The 22,104-nt window shown below is 68.9% G+C and carries 24 protein-coding genes; 15 read left to right on the plus strand and 9 right to left on the minus strand.

Features of this window, described 5'->3' with window-relative positions; genetic code table 11:
- The first annotated feature begins 106 nt into the window (after nt 1–106).
- The 4 genes from V7Z82_RS11905 (at nt 107) to V7Z82_RS11920 (ending at nt 3,973) form a co-directional block, all read left to right on the plus strand.
- Nucleotides 107–985 carry an SMP-30/gluconolactonase/LRE family protein gene (locus V7Z82_RS11905; protein WP_334151767.1) on the plus strand — a complete coding sequence of 293 codons (879 nt, stop codon included), beginning with the start codon at nt 107–109 and terminating at the stop codon, nt 983–985.
- Nucleotides 982–1,626 (plus strand): bifunctional 4-hydroxy-2-oxoglutarate aldolase/2-dehydro-3-deoxy-phosphogluconate aldolase, encoded by a 645-nt coding sequence (locus V7Z82_RS11910; RefSeq protein WP_334151768.1) that lies wholly within the window; start codon nt 982–984, stop codon nt 1,624–1,626. Before V7Z82_RS11905 ends, V7Z82_RS11910 begins: the two co-directional genes overlap by 4 nt.
- A gap of 107 nt (nt 1,627–1,733) precedes the next feature.
- Nucleotides 1,734–3,203, plus strand: a complete 1,470-nt coding sequence (locus V7Z82_RS11915; protein WP_334151769.1) for an ABC transporter permease — start codon at nt 1,734–1,736, stop codon at nt 3,201–3,203.
- A 44-nt stretch (nt 3,204–3,247) separates the two neighbouring features.
- Nucleotides 3,248–3,973 carry an ABC transporter ATP-binding protein gene (locus V7Z82_RS11920; protein WP_334151770.1) on the plus strand — a complete coding sequence of 242 codons (726 nt, stop codon included), beginning with the start codon at nt 3,248–3,250 and terminating at the stop codon, nt 3,971–3,973.
- 66 nt (nt 3,974–4,039) lie between these two features.
- Here the strand turns inward: V7Z82_RS11920 and gndA are convergent, their stop codons facing one another.
- Nucleotides 4,040–5,488, minus strand: coding sequence for an NADP-dependent phosphogluconate dehydrogenase (gene gndA / locus V7Z82_RS11925; protein WP_442927628.1), 1,449 nt, complete (start codon nt 5,486–5,488; stop codon nt 4,040–4,042).
- A gap of 56 nt (nt 5,489–5,544) precedes the next feature.
- On the minus strand, nt 5,545–6,435 hold the full coding sequence (locus V7Z82_RS11930) for an NAD(P)-dependent oxidoreductase (protein ID WP_334151771.1): 891 nt from the start codon (nt 6,433–6,435) through the stop codon (nt 5,545–5,547).
- A 99-nt stretch (nt 6,436–6,534) separates the two neighbouring features.
- Here V7Z82_RS11930 and V7Z82_RS11935 point away from each other — a divergent pair, with 99 nt between their 5' ends.
- From V7Z82_RS11935 to V7Z82_RS11955, 5 genes are all read left to right on the plus strand, one after another.
- Nucleotides 6,535–7,593 (plus strand): D-2-hydroxyacid dehydrogenase, encoded by a 1,059-nt coding sequence (locus V7Z82_RS11935; RefSeq protein WP_334151772.1) that lies wholly within the window; start codon nt 6,535–6,537, stop codon nt 7,591–7,593.
- A 19-nt stretch (nt 7,594–7,612) separates the two neighbouring features.
- Nucleotides 7,613–8,401 (plus strand): IclR family transcriptional regulator, encoded by a 789-nt coding sequence (locus V7Z82_RS11940; RefSeq protein WP_334151773.1) that lies wholly within the window; start codon nt 7,613–7,615, stop codon nt 8,399–8,401.
- A gap of 132 nt (nt 8,402–8,533) precedes the next feature.
- Nucleotides 8,534–9,952, plus strand: a complete 1,419-nt coding sequence (locus V7Z82_RS11945) for an MFS transporter (RefSeq protein ID WP_334151774.1) — start codon at nt 8,534–8,536, stop codon at nt 9,950–9,952.
- A gap of 43 nt (nt 9,953–9,995) precedes the next feature.
- On the plus strand, nt 9,996–10,727 hold the full coding sequence (locus tag V7Z82_RS11950; RefSeq protein WP_334151775.1) for a fumarylacetoacetate hydrolase family protein: 732 nt from the start codon (nt 9,996–9,998) through the stop codon (nt 10,725–10,727).
- Between the two features lie 25 nt (nt 10,728–10,752).
- Nucleotides 10,753–11,244 carry a gluconokinase gene (locus tag V7Z82_RS11955; RefSeq protein WP_334151776.1) on the plus strand — a complete coding sequence of 164 codons (492 nt, stop codon included), beginning with the start codon at nt 10,753–10,755 and terminating at the stop codon, nt 11,242–11,244.
- Nucleotides 11,245–11,273: 29 nt separating this feature from the next.
- Here the strand turns inward: V7Z82_RS11955 and V7Z82_RS11960 are convergent, their stop codons facing one another.
- Nucleotides 11,274–11,399 (minus strand): hypothetical protein, encoded by a 126-nt coding sequence (locus V7Z82_RS11960; protein ID WP_269429889.1) that lies wholly within the window; start codon nt 11,397–11,399, stop codon nt 11,274–11,276.
- A gap of 224 nt (nt 11,400–11,623) precedes the next feature.
- On the opposite strand from V7Z82_RS11960, the gene V7Z82_RS11965 reads away from it, so the two are divergent.
- Both V7Z82_RS11965 and pth read left to right on the plus strand, forming a co-directional pair.
- Entirely contained in the window at nt 11,624–12,247 is a 624-nt protein-coding gene (locus V7Z82_RS11965) for a 50S ribosomal protein L25/general stress protein Ctc (protein WP_334151777.1), read from the plus strand.
- A 104-nt stretch (nt 12,248–12,351) separates the two neighbouring features.
- Nucleotides 12,352–12,933 (plus strand): aminoacyl-tRNA hydrolase, encoded by a 582-nt coding sequence (gene pth / locus V7Z82_RS11970; protein WP_334151778.1) that lies wholly within the window; start codon nt 12,352–12,354, stop codon nt 12,931–12,933.
- A 20-nt stretch (nt 12,934–12,953) separates the two neighbouring features.
- On the opposite strand, the gene V7Z82_RS11975 is transcribed toward pth, so the two are convergent.
- Both V7Z82_RS11975 and trpS read right to left on the minus strand, forming a co-directional pair.
- Nucleotides 12,954–13,607, minus strand: coding sequence for a hypothetical protein (locus V7Z82_RS11975; RefSeq protein ID WP_334151779.1), 654 nt, complete (start codon nt 13,605–13,607; stop codon nt 12,954–12,956).
- A gap of 24 nt (nt 13,608–13,631) precedes the next feature.
- Entirely contained in the window at nt 13,632–14,636 is a 1,005-nt protein-coding gene (gene trpS / locus V7Z82_RS11980; RefSeq protein ID WP_334151780.1) for a tryptophan--tRNA ligase, read from the minus strand.
- Nucleotides 14,637–14,705: 69 nt separating this feature from the next.
- Here trpS and V7Z82_RS11985 point away from each other — a divergent pair, with 69 nt between their 5' ends.
- Genes V7Z82_RS11985 through V7Z82_RS12000 form a run of 4 tightly spaced genes read left to right on the plus strand, consistent with a single transcriptional unit; the run spans nt 14,706 to nt 17,333 of the window.
- Nucleotides 14,706–15,368, plus strand: a complete 663-nt coding sequence (locus tag V7Z82_RS11985) for an SRPBCC family protein (RefSeq protein ID WP_334151781.1) — start codon at nt 14,706–14,708, stop codon at nt 15,366–15,368.
- On the plus strand, nt 15,365–16,048 hold the full coding sequence (locus V7Z82_RS11990; protein WP_334151782.1) for a DUF4166 domain-containing protein: 684 nt from the start codon (nt 15,365–15,367) through the stop codon (nt 16,046–16,048). Before V7Z82_RS11985 ends, V7Z82_RS11990 begins: the two co-directional genes overlap by 4 nt.
- Nucleotides 16,045–16,689 carry a DUF4166 domain-containing protein gene (locus tag V7Z82_RS11995; protein ID WP_334151783.1) on the plus strand — a complete coding sequence of 215 codons (645 nt, stop codon included), beginning with the start codon at nt 16,045–16,047 and terminating at the stop codon, nt 16,687–16,689. Before V7Z82_RS11990 ends, V7Z82_RS11995 begins: the two co-directional genes overlap by 4 nt.
- On the plus strand, nt 16,686–17,333 hold the full coding sequence (locus tag V7Z82_RS12000; protein WP_334151784.1) for a DUF4166 domain-containing protein: 648 nt from the start codon (nt 16,686–16,688) through the stop codon (nt 17,331–17,333). The genes V7Z82_RS11995 and V7Z82_RS12000 overlap by 4 nt, the downstream gene beginning before the upstream one ends.
- Here the strand turns inward: V7Z82_RS12000 and V7Z82_RS12005 are convergent.
- The 4 genes from V7Z82_RS12005 to sdhA all read right to left on the minus strand — a co-directional run bounded on the left by V7Z82_RS12005 (nt 17,321) and on the right by sdhA (nt 22,088).
- Nucleotides 17,321–18,160 carry an exodeoxyribonuclease III gene (locus tag V7Z82_RS12005; RefSeq protein ID WP_334151785.1) on the minus strand — a complete coding sequence of 280 codons (840 nt, stop codon included), beginning with the start codon at nt 18,158–18,160 and terminating at the stop codon, nt 17,321–17,323. The genes V7Z82_RS12000 and V7Z82_RS12005 overlap by 13 nt on opposite strands.
- 9 nt (nt 18,161–18,169) lie before the next feature.
- Nucleotides 18,170–19,378: a YihY/virulence factor BrkB family protein gene (locus tag V7Z82_RS12010; protein ID WP_334151786.1), complete on the minus strand. Its 1,209-nt coding sequence runs from the start codon at nt 19,376–19,378 to the stop codon at nt 18,170–18,172.
- A gap of 113 nt (nt 19,379–19,491) precedes the next feature.
- Entirely contained in the window at nt 19,492–20,259 is a 768-nt protein-coding gene (locus V7Z82_RS12015) for a succinate dehydrogenase iron-sulfur subunit (protein ID WP_334151787.1), read from the minus strand.
- 2 nt (nt 20,260–20,261) lie between these two features.
- Nucleotides 20,262–22,088, minus strand: coding sequence for a succinate dehydrogenase flavoprotein subunit (gene sdhA, locus V7Z82_RS12020; RefSeq protein WP_334151788.1), 1,827 nt, complete (start codon nt 22,086–22,088; stop codon nt 20,262–20,264).
- Nucleotides 22,089–22,104: the final 16 nt, after the last annotated feature.

Consider the following 22,104-nt stretch of genomic DNA (forward strand, 5'->3'; position numbering starts at 1 on the left):
TGGTTCCCTGCTTTCGCGTCGGGGCGGACGTTCTCGCAAACGTTATGCATATTGTGAGATAGTCTGCCACATAACGGTTATTCGCCACCACTGAAAGCTGGCTTCGATGTCGCGTCCACCCCTCTCGCGGTCCGTGGAGATCATCTCCGAGACTCGCTACGTCCAGGCGGAGTCGCCGCGATGGGACGCACGGGACGGAGGGCTCGCGTGGATCGACATGGCGACCGGCTCCCTCCACCGCGGTCGCTTCGAGGACGGCATGGTCGTCCCTGGTGCTTCCCTGGTCGTCGGTCGGCAGATCGGCGCCCCTGTTCCCCTCGCCCAGCCTGGCGACGGCTGGCTCGTCGCAGTCGATCGCGGCGTGCTGCATGTGAGCGACGACGGCCTCGTCGCCCCGCTCACCGGCGACTTCGCGGCTCCCGGCCACTACCTGAATGACGGCGGTGCCGATCCGCACGGTCGATTCTGGGTCGGCAGCCAGTCGATGCCGCGCGCACCGCACTGCGGACTCTGGAGCATCGATGCGGACGGCACGCCGACGCAGCGGCTCGACGGCGTCACGGTCTCGAACGGCCTCGCCTTCGATCCCTCAGGCACCACGCTCTACTACATCGACACGCTGCCGCACCGCAGCATCGAGGCGTTCGACGTCGCGCCCGATGGAGAACTCGCGAATCGGCGAACGGTGGCTCGGGTCGACGGCGGCAATCCGGACGGCATGGCGATCGATCTCGAAGGCATGCTGTGGGTCGCGGTCTGGGATGCAGCGGAGGTCCGCCGCTACGCGCCGACTGGCGCCCTGCTCGAGACGATCGGGCTCCCGGCGACGAGGCCGACAGCGGTCGCCCTCGTCGATCGGCTGCTCGTGATCACGACCGCGAGCGTCGGCCTGGCGGAGCCGAGCGAGGCGGACGGCGCGCTGCTCGCAGTCGAGGTGGAGGTCGGCGGCGCACCGGCACCGGCATGGGCGGGAGCTGCGCGATGACCACGGTGGACAACGCGCGGCTGCGCGAGCGACTCGACGAGACCAAGCTCGTCGCCATCATCCGCGGCACCGACGTCGACGCCACGGTCGCCGCAGCGCACACGCTGATCGCAGCGGGGGTGCTGACCCTCGAGATCACGCTCACGCTGCGCGATGCCGAGCACGCGATCGCCCAGGTCGTGCAGGATGCTCCGCCGGAGGCGCTGATCGGCGCCGGCACCGTCCTCGTCGAGTCCGACGTCGACCGTGCCGTGGCGGCCGGTGCCCAGTTCATGGTGACGCCGACGCTGACGGCATCCGTCGAGTACGCGATCGCGCAGGAGATCGGTGTGCTGCCGGGCGTCTATTCGCCCACCGAGATCCAACGAGGGCTCGACCTCGGCAGCGCAGCCGTGAAGCTGTTCCCGGCATCCGCACTCGGTCCCGGATTCATCCGCGCCGTCCGCGACCCGTTCCCCGATGCGCGGATCATCCCGGTCGGGGGAGTGTCGGTCGCCACGGTGCAGGACTTCCTCGCCGCCGGCGCGTTCGGCGTCGGCGTCGGCGGACCGCTCGTCGGCGACGCGGCGAACGCCGGCGGAGATCTCGTGGCGCTCGCCGCACGCGCACGTGATCTCGTCGCCGCGATCCAGGGACGCTGACCGCTCAGCCCCCATCCATAGTCTCCTCATCAGCCGCCCCTCGATCTCACATATGGACGCTCCCTAACGTCGATCCCGTTCGCGATGTGCGCGACAGAGGGAGAGAGATGTTCGGGACATATCTGCGGCGAGAGCTCGCCGGCCGCAAGAAGCAGACGATGATCGTCGCGATCGGCCTGGCGATCGCGATCGCGCTCGTGATCGTCGTCAACGCGCTCACCGCCGGCGTGCGCGACGCCCAGGCGCAGGCGCTCGAATCGGTGTACGGGGTCGGCACCGACCTCACGGTCACCGGCGCAGCGGCAGAGCCGGGCGATGGCGGTGGCCAGCGCTTCCAGTTCGATGCGGATGCCGGCGAGACCGACGGCGACACCACGACGCTCAACCAGTCCACGCTCATGACGGACTTCATGCGCGGCACCCTCGACGCGTCGGTGATCGACACGGTCGCGTCGACCGATGGCATCTCGGCGGCATCGGGAGCGCTCAGTCTGACGAACTCGACGTTCTCGGGCGAGCTGCCCAGCGGCGGCTTCGGCCAGCAGGACGGCACCGAGGGTGCAGCGCCCGAACAGGGCCAGGCGCCGCCGGAGGGCGGGCAGGGCGGCGGCGGGGACTTCGGCGTCGACTCCTTCAGCGTGCTCGGCATCGACCCGGCGGCGACCGCGATCGGCCCGCTCGCCTCGACGTCGGTGACCGACGGCCGCGCGCTCGACGCCGACGACTCCGGGGCACTGGTCGCGCTCGTCGACAGCACCTACGCCAGCACGAACGAGATCGCCGTCGGTGATTCGATCGACGTCGCCGGATCCGCTGTCGAGGTGGTCGGCATCCTCGCATCCACATCGGACGAGGCCGACACCGCCGCGAACGTGTACCTCCCGCTCGACACGGCGCAGCAGCTCGCCGGCGTCGACGATGTCATCTCCACCGTGTACGTGCAGGCGGACTCCGCCGCGTCCATCGACGCCGTGCAGACCGCGCTCGCCGACGAGCTCCCCGACGCGACCGTGACCTCGCAGGCAGAGCTCGCATCCAGCGTCTCCGGCTCGCTGTCGAGCGCCACCTCGCTCATCACGGACCTCGGCACCTGGCTCTCGATCATCGTGCTCGCCGTCGCGGTGCTCCTCTCGGTGCTGCTGACCCTGTCGGGCGTCTCGCGTCGCACACGCGAGTTCGGCACGCTGAAGGCCATCGGCTGGTCCGACGGACGAGTCGTGCGCCAGGTCGCCGGTGAGTCCATGGTGCAGGGGCTGATCGGCGGTGCGGTCGGCCTCGTGCTCGGCATCGCCGGGATCGTCGTGATCAACCTCGTGCGTCCGACCGTCGCCGCCGGCGCTGCAGCGGTCGACCAGGGCGGGCCGGGCGGCGGCATGAGCGGAGGACCGACCGGCGGCGGCGGCCCGATGTTCCAGACCACGCAGGCAGCAGACATCGTGCTCCAGGCGCCGTTCACCCCATGGGTCCTGATCGCGGCCGTCGGCCTTGCGGTGCTCGGCGGGCTCATCGCCGGGGCATTCGGCGGATGGCGAGCAGCTCGGCTCAGCCCCGCTGAGGCGCTGCGGTCCGTCGCATGAGCACCGCAGGGACGACCAGAGGAATCGACCAGAAGGAGAACGACATGACCATGACAGATCTCGCGCAGACCGCTCAGCCGGACCATGACGGCTCGCCGCTGTACCGGGCCGTCGGCGTCACCCGCACCTACGCGCAGAAGGGCAGGACCGTGAAGGCGCTCACCGGCGTCGATCTGGAGATCATGCCTGGCGAGTTCGTCACGATCCAAGGTCCGACGGGCGGCGGCAAATCGACGCTCCTGCAGATGCTCGGGGCACTGGACTCGCCGTCCTCGGGATCGCTCCGACTCAACGGGGCCGAGCTGGCATCCGCGTCGGCGAAGGAGCTCTCCCGGATCCGGGCGGAGGAGATCGGGTTCGTCTTCCAGGCGTTCAACCTGATCCCCACGCTGACGGCGGCGGAGAACGTGGACATGGCGCTCGAACCGATGCGGCTCGACAAGACGGCGCGCCGGAGCAGGGTCGCCGAGGCGCTCGAGCACGTGGGACTCGCCGACCGTGGCGACCACCTGCCGACCGAGCTCTCCGGCGGCCAGCAGCAGCGTGTGGCGATCGCACGCGCGATCGTGAAGCGACCTCGTGTGCTGCTCGCGGACGAGCCGACCGGCAACCTGGACGAGAGCATGCGCGACGAGATCCTGACGCTGCTGCAGGCGCTGTGCGCCGAGGGGATCACCGTGATCGTGGTGACGCATGACTCAGCGGTCGCCCGGCGCGCGACGCGACGCCTGCGATTGAACAAGGGCACGGTGCAGGACATCACGCGCTGAGCGCACACTGCGCACGAAGAGGGGCCCGGCAGCAATCTGCCGGGCCCCTCTGCTGTCAGCGCGAGGTCAGTGCGTGTCCTCTGCCTCGATCTCGGTGCGGTCTCCGGACCACAGGGTGTGGAACGTGCCTTCCTTGTCGATGCGCTTGTAGGTGTGTGCGCCGAAGAAGTCGCGCTGTCCCTGCACGAGGGCGGCGGGCAGCCGGTCGGCGCGGATGCCGTCGTAGTACGACAGCGAGGAAGAGAACGCGGGCGCTGGGATGCCGGCCTCGGCCGCCGCGATCACGACGCGACGCCACGGCGCCTGGGCGCGCGTGATGGCCTCGGTGAAGTACGGAGCGGTGAGCAGCACCGGCAGGTCCGGGGTCTCGGCGTAGGCGTCGGCGATGCGGTTGAGGAACTGGGCGCGGATGATGCAACCGCCGCGCCAGATCTTCGAGATCGCACCGAGGTCGATGTTCCAGTCGTACTCGGCAGCACCGGCGCGGATCTCATCGAAGCCCTGCGAGTACGCGACGATCTTCGAGGCGTAGAGCGCGAGACGGACGTCCTCGATGAATGCCTCGGTGTCCTCGACCGAGAACTCCTCCTCGGGGCCGGGCAGGTCGCGCGAGACGGCGCGCTGCTCGGGGTGCGACGACAGGGAGCGGGCGAACGTCGCCTCGGCGATGCCGGAGACCGGCACGCCGAGCGAGAGCGCGGTCTGCACGGTCCAGGCGCCGGTGCCCTTGGCGCCGGCCTGGTCGAGGATCACGTCGACGAGCGGCTCGCCGGTGGACGCGTCGATCTGGCGGAGCACCTCTGCGGTGATCTCGATCAGGTAGGACTCGAGCTCGCCGCGGTTCCACTCGGCGAAGATCTCCGCGATCTCGGCGGGGGTCTTGCCGGTGCCGCGACGGATCAGGTCGTACGCCTCGGCGATCAGCTGCATGTCGGCGTACTCGATGCCGTTGTGCACCATCTTGACGAAGTGGCCGGCGCCGTCGTGGCCGACGTGGGTGACGCACGGCTCGCCCTCGGCGATCGCGGCGATCGACTTCAGGATCGGGCCGAGCGTGATCCACGACTCGTCAGAACCGCCGGGCATGATCGACGGGCCGAGCAGTGCGCCCTCCTCGCCACCGGAGATGCCGGCGCCGACGAAGTTGATGCCGGTCTCGCGGACGGCCTTCTCGCGACGGATGGTGTCGGGGAAGTAGGCGTTGCCGCCGTCGACGATGATGTCGCCGGGCTCGAAGACCTCGACGAGCGAGTCGATCACTGCGTCCGTCGGGCCGCCGGCCTTGACCATGATGATCGCGGTGCGCGGCTTCTGCAGGCTGTCCGCGAACTCCTGGTACGTCTTGGCCGGGATGAACCCTGCTTCAGGGTGCGTGTCGAGAAGCGTCTGCGTCTTCTCGTGGCTGCGGTTGAAGATCGCCACCGTGTTCCCCTCGCGGCTGGCGAGGTTGCGGGCGAGGTTCGACCCCATGACGGCGAGTCCGACGACTCCGATGTTCGCTGATGCTTCGGGCACAGATGGCTCCTCGATCGTGAAGATGTGGTGGTTTCAGGGTATCGCTGTGAGCGGGCTCAGGATGCCGCTGTGTCACGGTTCGCGACGAAGCGTCGAGTGACGCTGATGTCGCGGTCGCCGAGGCCGTCGGCGACGATCTCGTCGAAGGCAGCGCGCAGCGTCGGCAGCAGGATCGCAGCAGTGCCGGTGGCGTCGGCGATGTCCGCGGCGAACCCCAGGTCCTTCACCATGTACTGCGCGATCCCGCTGGGGGAGTCGTCGCCCGAGACGAGCTTCTCCCTGCGCGAGTCGAGCAGGCGAGAGCCGGCGTAGCCGCCGCCGAGCAGCGACCAGAGCGCGTCGAGGTCGAGACCCGATCGCTCGGCGAGCACGGTGGCCTCGCCGAGTGCCAGGATCGTCGCCGAGACCACGAGCTGGTTGCACGCCTTGGCGACCTCGCCGGCACCGAGCGGCCCGAGGTGCACGGGAGAGCCGCAGGGCGCGAGGATCTCGGCGGCGATTGCGGCATCGTCATCCGCGCCGCCGAGCATGATCGACAGCGCGCCGGCGACCGCACCATCCTCGCCGCCGGACACCGGGCAGTCCACGACGCGCACGCGACCGTCGGTCTGGCCGCGCAGGCGTTCGGCCAGTGCCCGCACCGCGGGGGCGGATGACGTCGAGCCGATCAGGATCAGCAGGTCGCCCGCTCCGGCGAGCAGGCCGTCCGGCCCGTCGAGCAGTTCCTCCAGCTGGGGGAGATCCGGGAGCATCGCCAGCAGCACGTCTACGCTGGACGCAAGCTCACGCGGCGTCTGCGCCCAGCTCGCTCCTGCTGCCAGGAGCTCCGGCTGGGGGCGGCGCGCGTGGATCACGAGACGACCGCGGGCGGCCAGGAGGTGATCGGCCATGGGGCGACCCATGACGCCGAGACCGATGACGCCGACAGTGGCGGTTGAGGCATTCATGGTGTCACGGTAGCAAAGATCCAACCTGGAGAACAGGGTTCAGCAGGATGGATTCACGCTAGAGTGACACCCATCGACTTTCCCGAGGAAGGGATCATCATGGCCGGAACCGAGAACCGCTTGCGCGTCGTCGTCACCGTACCGCTGCGCGAGGACCTCTGCCGATTGATCGAGGAGCTCGAGCCGCGGATCGAGCTCGTCCGCGATCACACGCTGCTTCCCCCGATGCGCGGCCCGGCCGACTGGTCCGGCGACCCCGACTTCACTCGCACTGCAGAGCAGCAGCAGGCGTTCGAGGCGCTCGTCGACTCGGCTGACGCGCTCTTCGGCATCCCCGACGTGCAGGCCTCCGAACTCGCGCGCACGGTCGAGGCGAACCCGGGGCTCCGCTGGGTGATGACCACGGCGGCGGGCGGCGGCGGCACCGTGAAGGCGGCCGGGCTCGACCGCGAGGCGCTGGACCGCGTCGTCTTCACCACGAGCGCGGGCGTGCACGGCGGCCCGCTGGCGGAGTTCGCGGTCTTCGGCGTGATCGCCGGAGCGAAGGGGCTGCCTCGCCTCCTGGCGGACCAGCGCACCCGCACCTGGCCCGATCGCTGGGAGATGCGTCAGGTCGACGAGATGACCGTCCTGGTCGTCGGCCTCGGCGGGATCGGCGCGGAGTGCGCTCGCCGCTTCGACGCGCTCGGCGCGAGGGTCTGGGGCACGACGCGCTCCGGTGAGCCGGTCGAGCACGTCGAACGGCTCGTGCCGCTCGACCAACTCGTGGATGCCGTCGCGCACGTCGATGCGATCGTCATCACGCTGCCAGGCACCGCGCAGACGCATCACCTGATCGACGCCGAAGTGCTCGCTGCAGTGAAGCCCGGCGCGATCATCGCGAGCGTCGGACGCGGCACCGTGATCGATGAAGAGGCGCTGCTGGCGGCTCTCGACGACGAGCGGATCTCGTTCGCGGCGCTGGACGTCTTCGAGCAGGAGCCGCTCGACCAGACCTCGCCGCTGTGGGCGCACCCGCGAGTGCTGGTCAGTCCCCACACGGCCGCGCTCAACTCCAAGGAGGAGGAGCGGATCGCCCGCCGCTTCGCGGAGAACGCGGCGCGCCTGCTGGATGGCGAGCCGCTGCGCGCGGTCGTCGATACGGTCGAGTTCTACTGACCCCGAGAAAGGGCGGCGCATGGACGACGACAGTCGTGAAGGACGCGATCCCGCACCGGCGGTGACGCGCAGCATCCGTCTGCTCGGACTCCTCGCCGAGGCGGGAGGCCCCCGAACCCTCACCGAGCTCGCCGGCGACCTCGGGCTGGCGAAGTCCTCGACAGCGAACCTCTGTCTCGCCCTCGAGGGCGGCGGCATGGTCGAGCGCACCTCGCAGGGCTATCGACTCGGCCTCCGCACGGCCGAACTGGGTGGTGCCTTCGCCGCGCAGTTCAACCAGGTCCGTGAGTTCTACAGCGTCTGCGAGGCGTCGCCGGTGCTGCACACCGAGCTGGTGCAGGTCGCGATGCTCGACGGCTCGGACGCGCTGTATCTCGCCCGTCACGAGGGCTCGCAGTCGCTGCGGCTCGGCACGCCGCTCGGGTCTCGGCTGCCTGCTCCGCTGTCGGCCACTGGACGCGCGCTGCTGTCGGCGATGACGGATGCCGAGGTCACGGCACTGCTCGGCGAGAATGCCGTGTTCCCCGCACTCACCGAGCGCAGCACCACCACGATGAGCGCGCTGCTGGAGGCGCTCGAGGCGGCTCGGCGGCGCGGCTGGTCGATCGACGCCGAGGAGTCGCTGCGCGGTGTCGTCGGCGTCGCGGTTCCGCTGAGCGCCTGGGCGCCGTCCGATCCGCCGCTCGCCCTCGGCGTGGCGATCAGGGCCGGCGAGGCGGACTACGAGCGCATCGAGCGTGTCGGCGGTGCGCTGCGCGAGGCGGCCGCCGTGCTCACGAACCCGTTCAGCGCCGCAGCTCGACGCTGAGCCGCATCCGCTCGCGAGTGCCGAATGCGCAGTCGGGACGTTTGTGTGTCCGATGTCCGTCCAAAGGGTTGAACTGTATCCAACGGGCTGATATCGTCATCCTCACGCCGTTGGCGAAGCCGATCGAAGGAGATGGCAGTGACCGAGACCAGCACCCCCGCCGAAGCAGTGCCGGATGACCCCGAGTACGCGGCGAATCTGCGCAGGGCGACACTCGCCTCCAGCATCGGCAGCGCACTGGAGTACTTCGACTTCGCCCTGTACGGGCTCTCGACGGCCCTGATCTTCAACGTCCTGTTCTTCCCGCAGGACGACCCGGCCATGGCGACCGTCGCGGCGTTCGCGACGTTCGGCGTCGGCTTCCTCGCCCGCCCGTTCGGCGGCCTGTTCTTCGGCGTCCTCGGTGACAAGCTCGGGCGCAAGTGGGTGCTCGTCGCCACCATCCTGCTGATGGGCGGCGCATCGACCGCGATCGGTCTGCTGCCCACGTACGAGGCGATCGGGCTCTGGGCGCCGGTCCTGCTGGTGCTCATGCGACTGCTGCAGGGCTTCGGCGCCGGGGCAGAGCAGGCGGGTGCGACCGTGCTGATGGCGGAGTACGCGCCGGTCAAGCGTCGCGGCTTCTTCTCCGCGCTGCCGTTCATCGGCATCCAGGCCGGCACCCTCCTCGCAGCTGTGGTGTTCAGCCTGATCACGCTGCTCCCCGAGGACCAGCTGCTGAGCTGGGGCTGGCGGGTGCCGTTCCTCGCATCGTTCGTGCTGATCCTGCTCGCCCTCTTCATCCGCATGCGTCTGCGCGAGACCCCGACCTTCGTGGAGCTCGAGAAGCACGAGCAGATCGCCGAGCGGCCGGTCCGCGACATCTTCACGCACGGGCTGCCCGGCGTCATCGTCGGCATCGGCCTGCGGATGGCCGAGAACGGCGGCTCCTACATGTTCAACACGCTGGGGCTCGCGTTCTTCGTGGCCGTCGCCGGTGACACCGCCGACAAGAGCCTGCTGACGTGGGGTGTGACCCTCGGCTCGCTCATCGGCGTCTTCTCGGTGCCGATCAGCGGACACCTGTCCGATCGCTTCGGCCGTCGCACCGTGTACCGCTTCGGTGCGGTCTTCATGCTGATCTACACGTTCCCCGCCTGGTGGCTGCTGTCACTCGGCAACCATGCGATCGCGATCGGCGTCATCGCGATCGGCATCGGCGTCGCGGTGAACAGCATGCTCGGACCGCAGTGCGCCATGCTCCCCGAGCTCTTCGGCAACCGTCACCGGTACCTCGGCGTCGCGATGGCCCGCGAGATCTCCGCGGTGCTCGCCGGTGGCCTCGCCGGTGTGCTCGGCGCGTACCTGATCGCGGTCACCGGCGGCAACTGGGTGCTGCTCGCGACGTACATGGCGGTGCTCGCGCTGATCACGACCGCGTCCACGTTCCTCGCACCCGAGACCCTGCGCCGCGACCTCACCCGCGTCGACGACGCCATCAAGGTGTCTCGCGGTGAGGGCGGCGACGATGTCTTCGCCACCACCGTGTCGATCACGGCGGTCGGGCGATGAGCGGGCTCCAGGCGCTGTCTCCGGCGACGACGGCGGTGCGCTGATGCGCATCGTCCGGATCGCGACACCGTCCGGCCCCCGGTTCGCCAGGCTCGACGACTCGGGCTTCGTCCCCATCGAGGATCCGTTCCTCGCGGCTGCCGATGGGCGCACGCCGTCCGACGCCGGGGATCGGGTCGACGGCACGATCATCGCCCCGGTCGAACCCCTCGTGGTCGTCGGCATCGCGCAGAACGGCCAGGGACACCACTCTCCGGTGCAGGCCTGGCTGAAGAGTCCACGCACCGTCGTCGGCACCGGCACCGAGGTGCTGGTGCGACGCGATGCCGGGGTCCCGGTCGCAGAGGGCGAGATCGCGGTCGTGATCGCACGATCCACGGTCGGACTCACCGCCGAGAACGCGCACGAGTTCGTGCTCGGCGTCACAGCCGTGAACGATCTCTCCAGCCCCGATCGGGGGGAGTGGGATCCACGCAACTTCGAATCGAAGTCGGGCGACGGGTACACGCCCCTCGGCCCATGGATCGACACGGATGCCGACATCGACGACGTCGAGCTCGAGCTCCTGGTCGACGACGTCGTGGTGTGCGCGACCGGCAGCCGCGACCTGCCGATGTCGATCCGCGAGTGCCTGGCGTACGTCGCCTCCTGGTCGCCGCTCGGCCCGGGCGACGTCGTCATGACCGGAGCGCCTCGAGCGCAGACCCGGGTGCGCCACGGTCAGACGGTGACCGTGCGGGTTGCGAGAATGGAACTGGTCACGCCGCTGGTGTGAACGGCTGAGCGATGGAGGAGAAGCAATGCGGATCGTCGTGATGGGACCGAGCGGCTCGGGCAAGTCGACGGTGGGACGCTCGCTCGCCGAACGCATCGGCGCCCGATTCATCGATGCCGACGACCTGCATCCGCTCACCAACGTCGAGAAGATGGCGGCCGGGATCCCGCTCGACGATGCGGATCGGATGCCGTGGCTCGCGGTCGTGGGTGCGGCGCTCAGCGATGCAGACCACATCGTGATCGCCTGCTCGGCGCTCCGGCGCGTCTACCGTGACGCGATCCGGGCGCAGGCGCCTGATGCCTTCTTCGCCGAGCTCTCGGTCAGTCGCGCGGCGCTCGAGGCGAGGGTCCGCTCGCGAGGCGACCACTTCATGCCGGCGTCGCTGGTCGAGTCGCAGCTGCAGACGTGGGAGCCGCTCGAGTCCGATGAGCGTGGCATCAGCGTGGACGAGTCGGCGGATGTCGACGAGGCGACCTCGATCATCAGTGCGGCCACGGAGGCGCGCACCGCCTGATCGGGGCGGGCGTCAGACCCCGGGGTGCGTCAGTCCTTGCGGTAGCCGCCGCGGCCGAGCGAGAACAGGGCGGCGAACGAGGTCACCGCAGCGCAGACCGTCATGACGCCGATGACCCAGAGGATGACGTGTGAGAAGAAGGCGCCGTCGAGCATGTGTGACTCCGTGATCTGCAGGAAATGGCCGGTGTTCCCAGCCTATCGGGTCATCCGGTACCATTGAGCCTGTACCTCGGCGAGGGATGCTTCTGCGCGTGCGCGAACATCCGTTATCGACGCGGCGAAGCGAGCCCGGTGGCTTTCCTCACGTGTCTGCGTCGAGATCACGAATCCATAGACCACCGCGCGGCGCCACGCTGCGTGTCCCGAAGGAGAACCTCATGTCTGAAGACACCAAGGTCCACGCCGAGCTCCGCGAGAGCTTCGGCAAGGGCTTCGCCCGTCGCCTGCGCGCCGCCGGCAAGATCCCCGCCGTCATCTACGGCCACGGCACCGAGCCGGTGCACGTCGCACTGCCGGGCCACCAGGTCTCGCTGATCCTGCGCCGCGCCAACGCGCTGCTGGAGCTCGACATCGCGGGCAAGTCGCAGCTGGCTCTGGTCAAGGACGTCCAGAAGGACCCCGTGCACCAGATCATCGAGCACATCGACCTCCTCGTCGTGAAGAAGGGCGAGAAGGTCACGATCGACGTTCCCGTCATCGTCACCGGCGAGCCGGCTCCCGGCACGGTCATCAACCAGGACGCGAACACCCTGTCGATCGAGGCAGAGGCAACGCACATCCCGCAGAACATCGAGGTCTCGGTCGAGGGTCTCGAAGAGGGCGCGCAGATCACCGCTGCCGACGTCACCCTGCCCAAGGGCTCGACGCTGCTGACCGACGCCGAGGTCCTCGTCGTCGCGATCGCGATCCCGGCCGAGCAGGACCTCGGTGAGGACGACGCAGCCGAGAGCACTGAGGGTGCCGAGGGCGACGCAGCAGCCGAGGAGGCCGCTGCGGAGTGATCTCCGACAGTTTCATGGCGGAGGGGGCGCGAGCACATCGCGTCCCCTCTGTCGTATCCTGACCGGGATCCCACGCGGATCCGGTCGGGGAGAGGATCAGGAACATGCCGTCCACCTGGCTGGTCGTCGGCCTCGGCAACCCGGGCCAACGATACGAGTCGACCAGGCACAACATCGGCCAGATGGTCGTGGATGAGCTCGCATCACGCCGCGGCGAGAGCTTCCGCGAGCACAAGGGCGGTGCGCGCGTCGTGGAGACATGGCTGCGTCCAGGGGCCGACAAGCTCGTGCTGGCGAAGCCCAACACGTTCATGAACGTGTCCGGCACGCCGGTCGCTGCGCTGGCGCGCTTCTATTCCGTACCACCGGAGCAGATCATCGTGGTGCACGACGAGCTCGACATCCCGTTCGACACCGTGAAGCTGAAGATCGGCGGCGGGCACGGTGGACACAACGGCGTGCGCGACGTCGCCAGGGCCATCGCGACGCCCGAGTTCCCTCGGGTACGCGTCGGCATCGGTCGCCCTGCGGGCCGGCAGGATGCCGCGGACTGGGTGCTCGCGCCGTTCGGCAAAGACGAGCGGGCGAATCTGCCGATCCTGGTCGACGACGCCGCCGACGCGGTCGAACTGCTCGTCGCGGAAGGCCTGCTCGCCGCGCAGCAGAAGCACCACGCCCCTCGCTGAGCGCGGGTCCGCAGCGCCGCTCAGCTCGCGAGGCCGGCGACTCCAGTGGCGCCACCGGCGGACAGCGCGGCGATGACCACGACCGAGAAGATGATCGGCGCGACCACCGCGACGATCAGCGCGGCGATGCCCTGACCTCTGCCTTGCTTGCGGACGATGGCCATGATGCCGATCACGATCGCGGCGATTCCGAGGATCGTGCCGGTCCAGAACGACACCTCGGCCCACAGCACCTGATCGCGCGCCGGCGACAGGAACGCGAGCGACGAGAACTCCTCGGCCCGGTTCATCGCCTCGGGGATGCGCCGACCGATCTCGTAGCTCGCGACACCGACCACGATGGGGGTGACCACCGCGGCGACGAGCGAGAAGATGAGCGCGAGCACCCCGAGGAGCGGCGACCTGCGCGGCGTGGCCTCGGGCGCGGTGTACTCGCCGGCGGGCACCGCATAGCCGCCGACCGGCACCTGGTATGCCCCTGGAGGAGCCTGGTACGGGGCCGCCGGAGCGCTCGAGTACCCGGGTGCGACCGGCGCGCTCGGGTATGCGGGTGCAGCCGGGTATGCGGGTGCCGGAGACACGGGTGCGGCCGGAGGCGGCACCGCTCCCTGCTGCGGCGCAGGGGGAACGGGCGGAACGGCACCGGACGGCGGGGGCAGCTGCGGATCTGTCACGAGCACCATCCTAGGCCGCACCGCTCAGACGCGTCGGAGCAGTCCCACCCGGTCGTAGACGTCGGAGAGCGTCGCGTCGGCGACGGCATCCGCTCGTCCTGCGTTCTCGGCGAGGATCCGGTCGAGCTCGGCCGGGTCATCGAGCAGTTCCAGCGCGCGCGTGCGCACCGGCTCGAACTCGTTGACGACGACCTCGGCGAGGCCCTTCTTGAAGTCGCCGTAGCCGCGACCCAGGTACTCGTCCTCGATGGATGCGACCTGGCGCCCGGTCAGGGCGGCGTAGATCGTCAGCAGGTTCGAGACACCTGGCTTGTTCTCGCGGTCGAACCGCACCGAGCCATCGGTGTCGGTCACCGCGCGCATGATCTTCTTCGCCGACTTGGCCGGCTCGTCGAGCATCCACAGCACACCGGCGTCGCTCTCGGCCGACTTCGACATCTTCGACGTCGGGTTCTGCAGGTCGTAGATGCGTGCGGTCTCCTTCTGGATGACCGGCACCGGCACCGTGAAGGTCTCCCCGAAACGGGAGTTGAAGCGCTCCGCGAGCGTGCGCGTGAGTTCGACGTGCTGCTTCTGGTCGTCGCCGACCGGCACCACATCGGTCTGGTACAGCAGGATGTCGGCCGCCATCAGCACCGGGTAGGTGAAGAGCCCGACGCTCGTCGCGTCCTGGCCGTAGCGCGCCGACTTGTCCTTGAACTGCGTCATCCGGTTCGCTTCGCCGAAGCCGGTGATCGTGCTGAGGATCCAGGCGAGCTCGGCGTGCGCGCGCACGTGCGACTGCACGTAGAGCGTCGACAGCGACGGTTCGATGCCGGCCGCGATGTACTGCGCCGCCGTGCGTCTGGTCTTCTCGCGCAGCTCCTTCGGGTCCTGCGCCACGGTGAGGGCGTGCAGGTCGACGACCGAGAAGTACGCGTCGTAGGAGGTCTGCAGGTCCCGCCACTGCAGGAGCGCGCCGATGTAGTTGCCGATCTGGAGGGAGTCGGCTGATGGCTGCATTCCGGAGTAGAGGCGAGGCTTGGTCACCCCACAATCCTATGGCGTGCGAGGAGCCGGCGACGTCGGAGCGAGCAGCGCAGGCCATAGGCTGTGGGCATGACGGTTGCGTCCCGCCGCGCGAAGCGCGTTCACGGTGGATCGGACCGTGCGCTGTACGTCGAGATCCTGATCGAGGCGCCGCTGGACACCGTGTGGGAGCTGACCCAGGAGCCCGCCTCGCATGTGCGCTGGGATGCCCGGTTCACGTCGATCCTGCCGGAGCGGTCGAGGGAGGACGGCGCCGAGGAGTTCCGCTACGAGCTGGCCCTCGGCATCCATACGATCCACGGCACCGGTGTCTCCCTCGGCAGCAGCGAGGGCCGCGGTGGGGAGCGCACATCGGCGCTGGCGTTCGACACGACCGACCCGCTCTCGCCGCTCGGAGCCGGCCGCGGCTATTGGCGCTACATCCCGACGCCGGAGGGCGTCCGCTTCCTCACCGGCTACGACTACGCGCCGGGCTGGGGTGCGATCGGGCGTGTGCTCGATCCACTGATCACCCGACGCTTCGTCTGGTGGCTGACCGCGCGCAGTTTCGATCGGCTCCGCCTCTGGGCCGAAGACGGCATCCGGCCGGAACACACCACGTGGTGGCGGTCGCTGCTGCCAGGGCGCCGGCCACGACCGCGGGCACGCCGGTGCCTCTCACGCCCGCCGAGCCGGAACGGACGCACGATCATGCAGAACGCCCCTGACTTGCTCGCGGTGATCGCGCCGTGACGGCGGTCGACGGCGTCTTCCGACGCGCCCTCGGCGACGACTTCGCACGACTGCACCCGCAGCTGCAGCGCCGGTTCGGGGTGGGCGTGGACGCCGGCTACGGATGCATCGGTCGCGGCGTCATGTCGGAGGTGCGCCGCGGACCATGGTGGACGCTGCCGTTCCTCGCCATCGGGACCCTGCGGAACATCATGTTCCCCGAGCACGGCCGCGACATCCCGTTCCAGATCGACAACTACGCGTACCTCGACGGCTTCGGACGCGAGACCGTGTCGTTCGTGCGCACCATGGACGTCGCGCCAGGGCGCCGGCGTCGATTCGACGCAACCATGATCTACAGTGCCGCTCGCGGTCGGGTGGTCGACTACCTCGGCACCCACCAGCATCTTGCCGTCGACCTCGACCTGGCGGTGACCGACGATGGCGGTCTCCGCCTCCGATCGGGTGCGCAGCGCTTCTACGAGGGCCCTGTCGCCTTCCGGTTCCCGATGCTGTTCAGCGGACGAGCGAGCCTCACCGAACGCTTCGACGACGAACGGCAGTGCTTCGTGATCGATCTCGAGGTGCACAACCGCCTGCTCGGCTTCCTGTTCGGCTACCGTGGGGAGTTCACCTGCGAGTACCCCGGGGGGCCGACGCCGCAGACCGTCAAGCCGTATCGCGAGGAGCTGCGCGAATGATCGCCCAGGGTGCCGTGTTCCTCGACGCGCTGGGAGAGACCGCTCGCGACCTGCACCCGGAGATTCTGGCGCAGATGCGCGCTGAGTCCACGACGGTGCATGCGGAGGGCAGGTTCACCCGAGCAGGCAGCCGCTTCGGCATCGTGACGGCGCTCGCGCGCCCGTTCGTCGGGCCGGGCATGCTCGTGACGCGCTTCGGGCACGACGTGCCGTTCTCGATCACGCAGCGTGCAGGGCTGGCACCGTCCGGACGCGCCACGCTCGATGCGACCAGGGAGTTCCGCTTCGCCGGTGGAACGCAGTGCATCAGCGACCGGCTCACGGCGACCGGGCGTCCTGGCATCGTGCACAACGCGCTCGGCGACCGCGGCCGGGTGCAGCTGCTCGAGGAGTGCACGGTCACGGCGACGGGTGCGCTGCGCATGCGGACGGTCGCCGTCGCGGTGCGGATCGGCTCGCTGCGCCTCGCGCTTCGCGGCATCCTGCGCATCCGTGTGGTGGTCGAGGACGGGTGGGATGCCGACAACCGGCGTCGGACCATCTCGCTGCGCGCGCGGAACCCGCTGCTCGGCACGATCCTCGAGTATCGCGGCTGGTACCGCTCCGTCACGGAAGCTGACCAGCGGGGCTCCGGCGGATGATCGCCAGGGGGCAGATCTTCTTGACGGTGCTGGGCGCGGAGGCATCGCAGCTGCATCCCGAAGTCCTCGCACAGATGCGGGCCATCGATGCATCGGATGCCGAGGCGCACGGGCTGTTCACGACGGCAGGGAGCCGATTCGGACTGCTCTCCATGCTGGTCCGACCGTTCCTGGGCCCCGGCATCCTTCTCACGCGGTTCGGGCGGGATGTGCCGTTCGTCCTCACCGACCGCTCGCTCCGCGGCACCGACGGTGTCGAGATACGCGACAGCGCGCGCGAACTCGTCTTCCCCGGCTCCACGCAGTCGCTCCTCGATCGCATGATCGAGACGTCCGATCCAGGCGTGGTGCGCACCCTTCTCGGTGCGCGTCAACGTGTCGAGGTCATGATGCAATGCTCGGTGACCGACTACGGCGCCCTGCGGATGCGATCAGGGCGCGTCGTGCTGCTCGTCGGGGGAGTGCGCATCCCGCTCACGGGCATCTTCGGCGTCGACGTCACCCTCGAGGACGGGTGGGACGACGACCGTCGTCGCCGCACCATCTCGATGCGCGCGCACAACCCGCTCTTCGGCACGGTGCTCGAGTACCGCGGCTGGTACCGCTATGCCGACCGACGCGGGGGAGCACCTCAGTACGTGTAGTCGACGACCACCGGCGCGTGGTCGCTCCAACGCTGGTCGTAGGCGGCTGCACGTGCCACGTGGTAGCCCCGTGCGCGGTCTGCGAGCGCCGGCGTCGCCAGGTGGTAATCGATGCGCCACCCGGAGTCGTTGTCGAACGCCTGGCCCCGCATGGACCACCAGGTGTACGGGCCCTCGACCTCTCCATGGGTGCGCCGGCCGATGTCGACCCAGCCGAGACCGGTGCCGACCGTGCCGTCGACGCCCGTCACCTCGGTACCGGCGGCGCCGAGGAAGCGGTCGAAGTAGGCGCGCTCCCGCGGCAGGAAGCCGGCCTTCTTGCGGTTGCCGCGCCAGTTCTTGATGTCGAGCTCACGGTGGCCGACGTTGAGGTCACCGGTCACCAGCGCGAGCGCCTCGTCCGCACCGAGTTCGCTGAGCCTCGGTCCGAAGGCGTCGAGGAACTTCCACTTCTCGTCCTGCTTCGGGGTGTCGGCTTCGCCGGAGTGCACGTAGGCGCTCACCACGGTCAGCGGACGATCGCCCAGCAGGAAGTCGGCCTCGATCCAGCGGCCCTTGGAGTCGAAGTCCTCGGGGCCGAAGTCGGTGCGCGAGGCCAGCGCTGGAGTCCGGCTCGCGATCGCGACGCCGGCTCGCCCCTTGGCGGTCGCCTCGTCGTGGACGATGCTCCAACCGGGGAGCGCGGCTTCGAGGTGCTCGTCCTGCCCGCGGACCTCCTGCAGCGTCAGGACGTCGATGTCGGCTGCGTCGAGCCAGCCGCTCATCCCGTTGCGGGCCGCCGCCCTGATCCCGTTGACATTGACCGAGGCGATACGCAGATGAGGCATGGTTCCAGCCTAACGAGCACCGCCGACATCCCGGTCCGATCTGTTCAGCTCGGACAGCAGCCGTTGCGCGAGCGGCGTCATCGGCGCCGGCGGCGGCGGCGGTGAAGCCTGGAGATGAGCGAGCTCGCGCTCGGCATCCCGCACGGCCGCCCGCGCTGCCGGCGTGCGGTACCACGGTGCGCGCTCGCGTGCGGCGTGCGCGTCCCGCACCCGGATTCGCGCCGCCGTCAGCAGCGTCTGGTACTCGGCCTCACGACGCTGTGCCTCCGTCTGCTGCTCCAGGGGGAGATCGCGGTCCAGCGCGGCGACCGCGATCCACGAGGACGCGACCAGCATCACGACTCCGTTGACGCGGAACCACAGCAGGAGTCCGATGAAGATGGCGAACGTGGCGAGCAGCGGATTCGAGGGCGTGTAGCTCAGCAGGAAGCCCGCGCCGTACTGGAGGACGGTCATCGCGCCGCCGCCGAGCAGCGCGCCCGGCCAGATCGTGCCCCAGTGCAGCGAGGTTCCGGTGAGGAAGCGGACCATGGCCGCCAACGCCGCGGACATCAGGGCGAACGAGACCAGGACGGTGCCGATGCGGATGCCGACGTTGACCCCGTCGGAGCCGGAGTCCCAGCCCAACAGGCTCAGGAGCCAGCTCAGCACCGCCGCACTGGCGGAGCTGAGGATCGATCCGGCGACGAGCGCGGCGCCGAAGATCGCGGCCGCCAGGAGGTCGCGGGCCTTCAGCAGCACGTAGCTGCGCCGGTCGGGCGGGAGTCCGAAGATGTCCCTGGTCGCGCGTCGCGAGAACGTGACCCATCCGATCGCGGTCCAGATCACGGTGCCGAGGGCGATCAGACCGGTGACGCTCAGGACGCCGGTCGTGTTCGCAGCGATCTCCTGCACCTGCTCCGGCGTGACGAGACCGCCGTCGGGGACGATCAGGTTCGGGATGTAGCTGTTGATCATCACGATGAGGCCATCGACGGCGTCCTCGCTGCCACCGAGCCAGAGGCCGGCGATCGCGAAGGCAAGGTAGATCGCCGCGAAGATCGCGAAGAGCGCCTGATAGCTCACACCTGCAGCGAGGAGGAACCCGTTGTGCTGCAGGAAATGTCGCCACACCCGGACCGGGAAGAGCCCGAGCGTGCGCTGAGTCAGTGCCGTCGCACGTTCGACAGCCGCATCCAGGCGACCGGGATCGGTCGCGGCGCCAGCGGGTTCAGACACCTGTCCACCCTATCCAAGGGGCGAAGGCGCGAGCGGTCTGCACAGGTGCGGATGCAGGAACAGGCGGTCCCTGCTGGGACCGCCTGTTCCGGAATGCATGCTCGATGCGATCGTCAGGGACGACCGCGCAGGACCGCCTGCTTGACCTCGGCGATCGCCTTCGTGACCTCGATGCCGCGGGGGCAGGCCTCGGAGCAGTTGAAGGTCGTGCGGCAGCGCCAGACGCCCTCCTTGTCGTTGAGGATGTCGAGGCGGACTGCGGCGTTGTCGTCGCGAGAGTCGAAGATGAAGCGGTGCGCGTTCACGATCGCTGCCGGTCCGAAGTACTGTCCGTCGGTCCAGAACACGGGGCACGACGAGGTGCACGCGGCGCACAGGATGCACTTCGTGGTGTCGTCGAAGATCTCGCGGTCGGCGATCGTCTGGACGCGCTCCTTGCCCTTCTCCGGCACGGAACTGGCAACGAGGAACGGCTGCACCTCGCGGTAGGAGGCGAAGAACGGCTCCATGTCGACGACGAGATCCTTCTCGAGCGGCAGGCCCTTGATCGCCTCGACGTAGATCGGCTTCGAGATGTCGAGGTCCTTGATCAGCGTCTTGCAGGCGAGGCGGTTGCGGCCGTTGATGCGCATGGCGTCGGAGCCGCAGATGCCGTGGGCGCAGGATCGGCGGAAGGTCAGCGAGCCGTCGACCTCCCACTTGATCTTGTGCAGGGCATCGAGCACGCGATCGGTGGAGTAGAGCTCCACGTCGTAGTCGACCCAGTGCGGCTCTGCATCGACCTCAGGGTCGAAACGGCGGATGTTGAAGGTGACGATGAAGGACTGGATCGCAGCCTCTTCGGTCGTGTCTGCTGGAGCTTCGGCGATGGCGGTCGACATGCTCAGTACTTCCTCTCCATCGGCGGGTAGTTGAACTCACCCTTGTCGTTCTTGGTGAACACGACGGGCTTCCAGTCGAGCTTGATGTGATCGCTCGGCGTCGACGAGTGCGGATCGCCGGTCAGATACGCCATCGTGTGCTTCATGTACTTCTCGTCGTCGCGCGTCGGGAAGTCGTCGCGCATGTGACCGCCGCGGCTCTCCTGGCGGTTCTGGGCGGCGTAGACCACGACCTCGGCGATGTCGAGCAGGAAGCCCAGTTCGACGGCCTCGAGCAGATCGGTGTTGAACCGCTTGCCCTTGTCGTCGACGTGGACGTTCATGTAGCGGTCGCGCAGTTCCTTGATGACGCCGAGCACGTGCTCGAGCGACTCGTGCGTGCGGAACACCTGCGCGCCCTTGTCCATCTCGTCCTGCAGGGTCTTGCGGAGCACCGCGATGCGCTCGGTGCCCTGGTTGTTGCGCAGATCCTCGATCATGCCCGACACGAAACCGGCGGGGTTCTCGGGAAGCGGCACGAACTCGGCCGTCTTCACGTACTCGACGGCCTTGCGGCCTGCGCGCTTGCCGAACACGTTGATGTCGAGCAGCGAGTTGGTGCCGAGGCGGTTGGCGCCGTGCACCGAGACGCAGGCGCACTCGCCGGCGGCGTACAGGCCGGGCACGACGGTGTCGTTGTCGGCCAGCACTTCGGCGTCATTGTTCGTCGGGATGCCGCCCATCGCGTAGTGCGCTGTCGGCATCACAGGAACCGGCTCGACGACCGGGTCCACGCCCAGGTACGTGCGGGCGAACTCCGTGATGTCGGGGAGCTTGGTCTCGAGCACCTCGGCGCCCAGGTGCGTGCAGTCGAGCAGCACGTAGTCCTTGTGCGGCCCGGCGCCGCGACCCTCCGCGACCTCCTGCACCATGCAGCGCGCGACGATGTCACGGGGTGCGAGGTCCTTGATCGTGGGGGCGTACCGCTCCATGAAGCGCTCACCGGAGGCGTTTCGCAGGATCGCTCCCTCGCCTCGAGCGCCCTCGGTGAGGAGGATGCCGAGTCCGGCGAGGCCGGTCGGGTGGAACTGGAAGAACTCGAGATCCTCGAGGGGGAGGCCCTTGCGCCAGACGATGCCGACGCCGTCGCCGGTGAGGGTGTGCGCGTTGGACGTCGTCTTGAAGATCTTGCCGAAGCCGCCGGTCGCGAAGATCACCGCCTTCGCCTGGAAGACGTGCAGCTCGCCGGTCGCCAGGTCATATGCGACGACGCCGGAGACCTGGGTCCTGCCGTCGGCATCCTTCACCGTCAGCAGGTCGAGCACGTAGAACTCGTTGAAGAAGTTGATGCCGAGGCGCACGCAGTTCTGGAACAGCGTCTGCAGGATCATGTGCCCGGTGCGGTCCGCCGCGTAGCAGGCGCGACGCACCGGCGTCTTGCCGTGCTCAGCCGTGTGACCGCCGAATCGACGCTGGTCGATCTTGCCCTCCGGCGTGCGGTTGAACGGCAGACCCATGTTCTCGAGGTCGATGACCGCGTCGATGGCCTCCTTCGCGAGGATCTCCGCCGCATCCTGGTCGACGAGGTAGTCGCCGCCCTTGACCGTGTCGAAGGTGTGCCACTCCCAGGAGTCCTCCTCGACGTTCGCGAGCGCAGCCGCCATGCCGCCCTGCGCCGCCCCCGTGTGGGAACGCGTCGGGTACAGCTTGGAGATCACCGCGGTCTTCGCGCCGGGACCTGCTTCGATCGCCGCGCGCATGCCGGCGCCTCCGGCGCCGACGATCACGATGTCGAACTGGTGGTAATGCACGCCGTCACGGACGACGGAATCCTGCGTCTCGGTAGTCACTTCTTCTTTAACCTTC

It is taken from the genome of Microbacterium sp., from assembly GCF_036823965.1.
GTDB lineage: Bacteria > Actinomycetota > Actinomycetes > Actinomycetales > Microbacteriaceae > Microbacterium.

What these genes read in the sequence shown, in the direction of transcription:
- V7Z82_RS11945 (WP_334151774.1), top strand. Translation starts at nt 8,534, where the DNA reads ATGGCAGTGACCGAGACCAGCACCCCCGCCGAAGCAGTGCCGGATGAC.
- V7Z82_RS11985 (WP_334151781.1), top strand. Translation starts at nt 14,706, where the DNA reads ATGACGGTTGCGTCCCGCCGCGCGAAGCGCGTTCACGGTGGATCGGAC.
- pth (WP_334151778.1), top strand. Translation starts at nt 12,352, where the DNA reads ATGCCGTCCACCTGGCTGGTCGTCGGCCTCGGCAACCCGGGCCAACGA.
- V7Z82_RS11930 (WP_334151771.1), bottom strand. Translation starts at nt 6,435, where the DNA reads ATGAATGCCTCAACCGCCACTGTCGGCGTCATCGGTCTCGGCGTCATG.
- V7Z82_RS11920 (WP_334151770.1), top strand. Translation starts at nt 3,248, where the DNA reads ATGACCATGACAGATCTCGCGCAGACCGCTCAGCCGGACCATGACGGC.
- V7Z82_RS11905 (WP_334151767.1), top strand. Translation starts at nt 107, where the DNA reads ATGTCGCGTCCACCCCTCTCGCGGTCCGTGGAGATCATCTCCGAGACT.
- V7Z82_RS11955 (WP_334151776.1), top strand. Translation starts at nt 10,753, where the DNA reads ATGCGGATCGTCGTGATGGGACCGAGCGGCTCGGGCAAGTCGACGGTG.
- V7Z82_RS12005 (WP_334151785.1), bottom strand. Translation starts at nt 18,160, where the DNA reads ATGCCTCATCTGCGTATCGCCTCGGTCAATGTCAACGGGATCAGGGCG.
- V7Z82_RS12015 (WP_334151787.1), bottom strand. Translation starts at nt 20,259, where the DNA reads ATGTCGACCGCCATCGCCGAAGCTCCAGCAGACACGACCGAAGAGGCT.
- V7Z82_RS11935 (WP_334151772.1), top strand. Translation starts at nt 6,535, where the DNA reads ATGGCCGGAACCGAGAACCGCTTGCGCGTCGTCGTCACCGTACCGCTG.
- V7Z82_RS11995 (WP_334151783.1), top strand. Translation starts at nt 16,045, where the DNA reads ATGATCGCCCAGGGTGCCGTGTTCCTCGACGCGCTGGGAGAGACCGCT.
- V7Z82_RS11960 (WP_269429889.1), bottom strand. Translation starts at nt 11,399, where the DNA reads ATGCTCGACGGCGCCTTCTTCTCACACGTCATCCTCTGGGTCATCGGC.
- V7Z82_RS11940 (WP_334151773.1), top strand. Translation starts at nt 7,613, where the DNA reads ATGGACGACGACAGTCGTGAAGGACGCGATCCCGCACCGGCGGTGACG.
- V7Z82_RS11910 (WP_334151768.1), top strand. Translation starts at nt 982, where the DNA reads ATGACCACGGTGGACAACGCGCGGCTGCGCGAGCGACTCGACGAGACC.
- V7Z82_RS11950 (WP_334151775.1), top strand. Translation starts at nt 9,996, where the DNA reads ATGCGCATCGTCCGGATCGCGACACCGTCCGGCCCCCGGTTCGCCAGG.
- V7Z82_RS12000 (WP_334151784.1), top strand. Translation starts at nt 16,686, where the DNA reads ATGATCGCCAGGGGGCAGATCTTCTTGACGGTGCTGGGCGCGGAGGCA.
- V7Z82_RS11965 (WP_334151777.1), top strand. Translation starts at nt 11,624, where the DNA reads ATGTCTGAAGACACCAAGGTCCACGCCGAGCTCCGCGAGAGCTTCGGC.
- V7Z82_RS11915 (WP_334151769.1), top strand. Translation starts at nt 1,734, where the DNA reads ATGTTCGGGACATATCTGCGGCGAGAGCTCGCCGGCCGCAAGAAGCAG.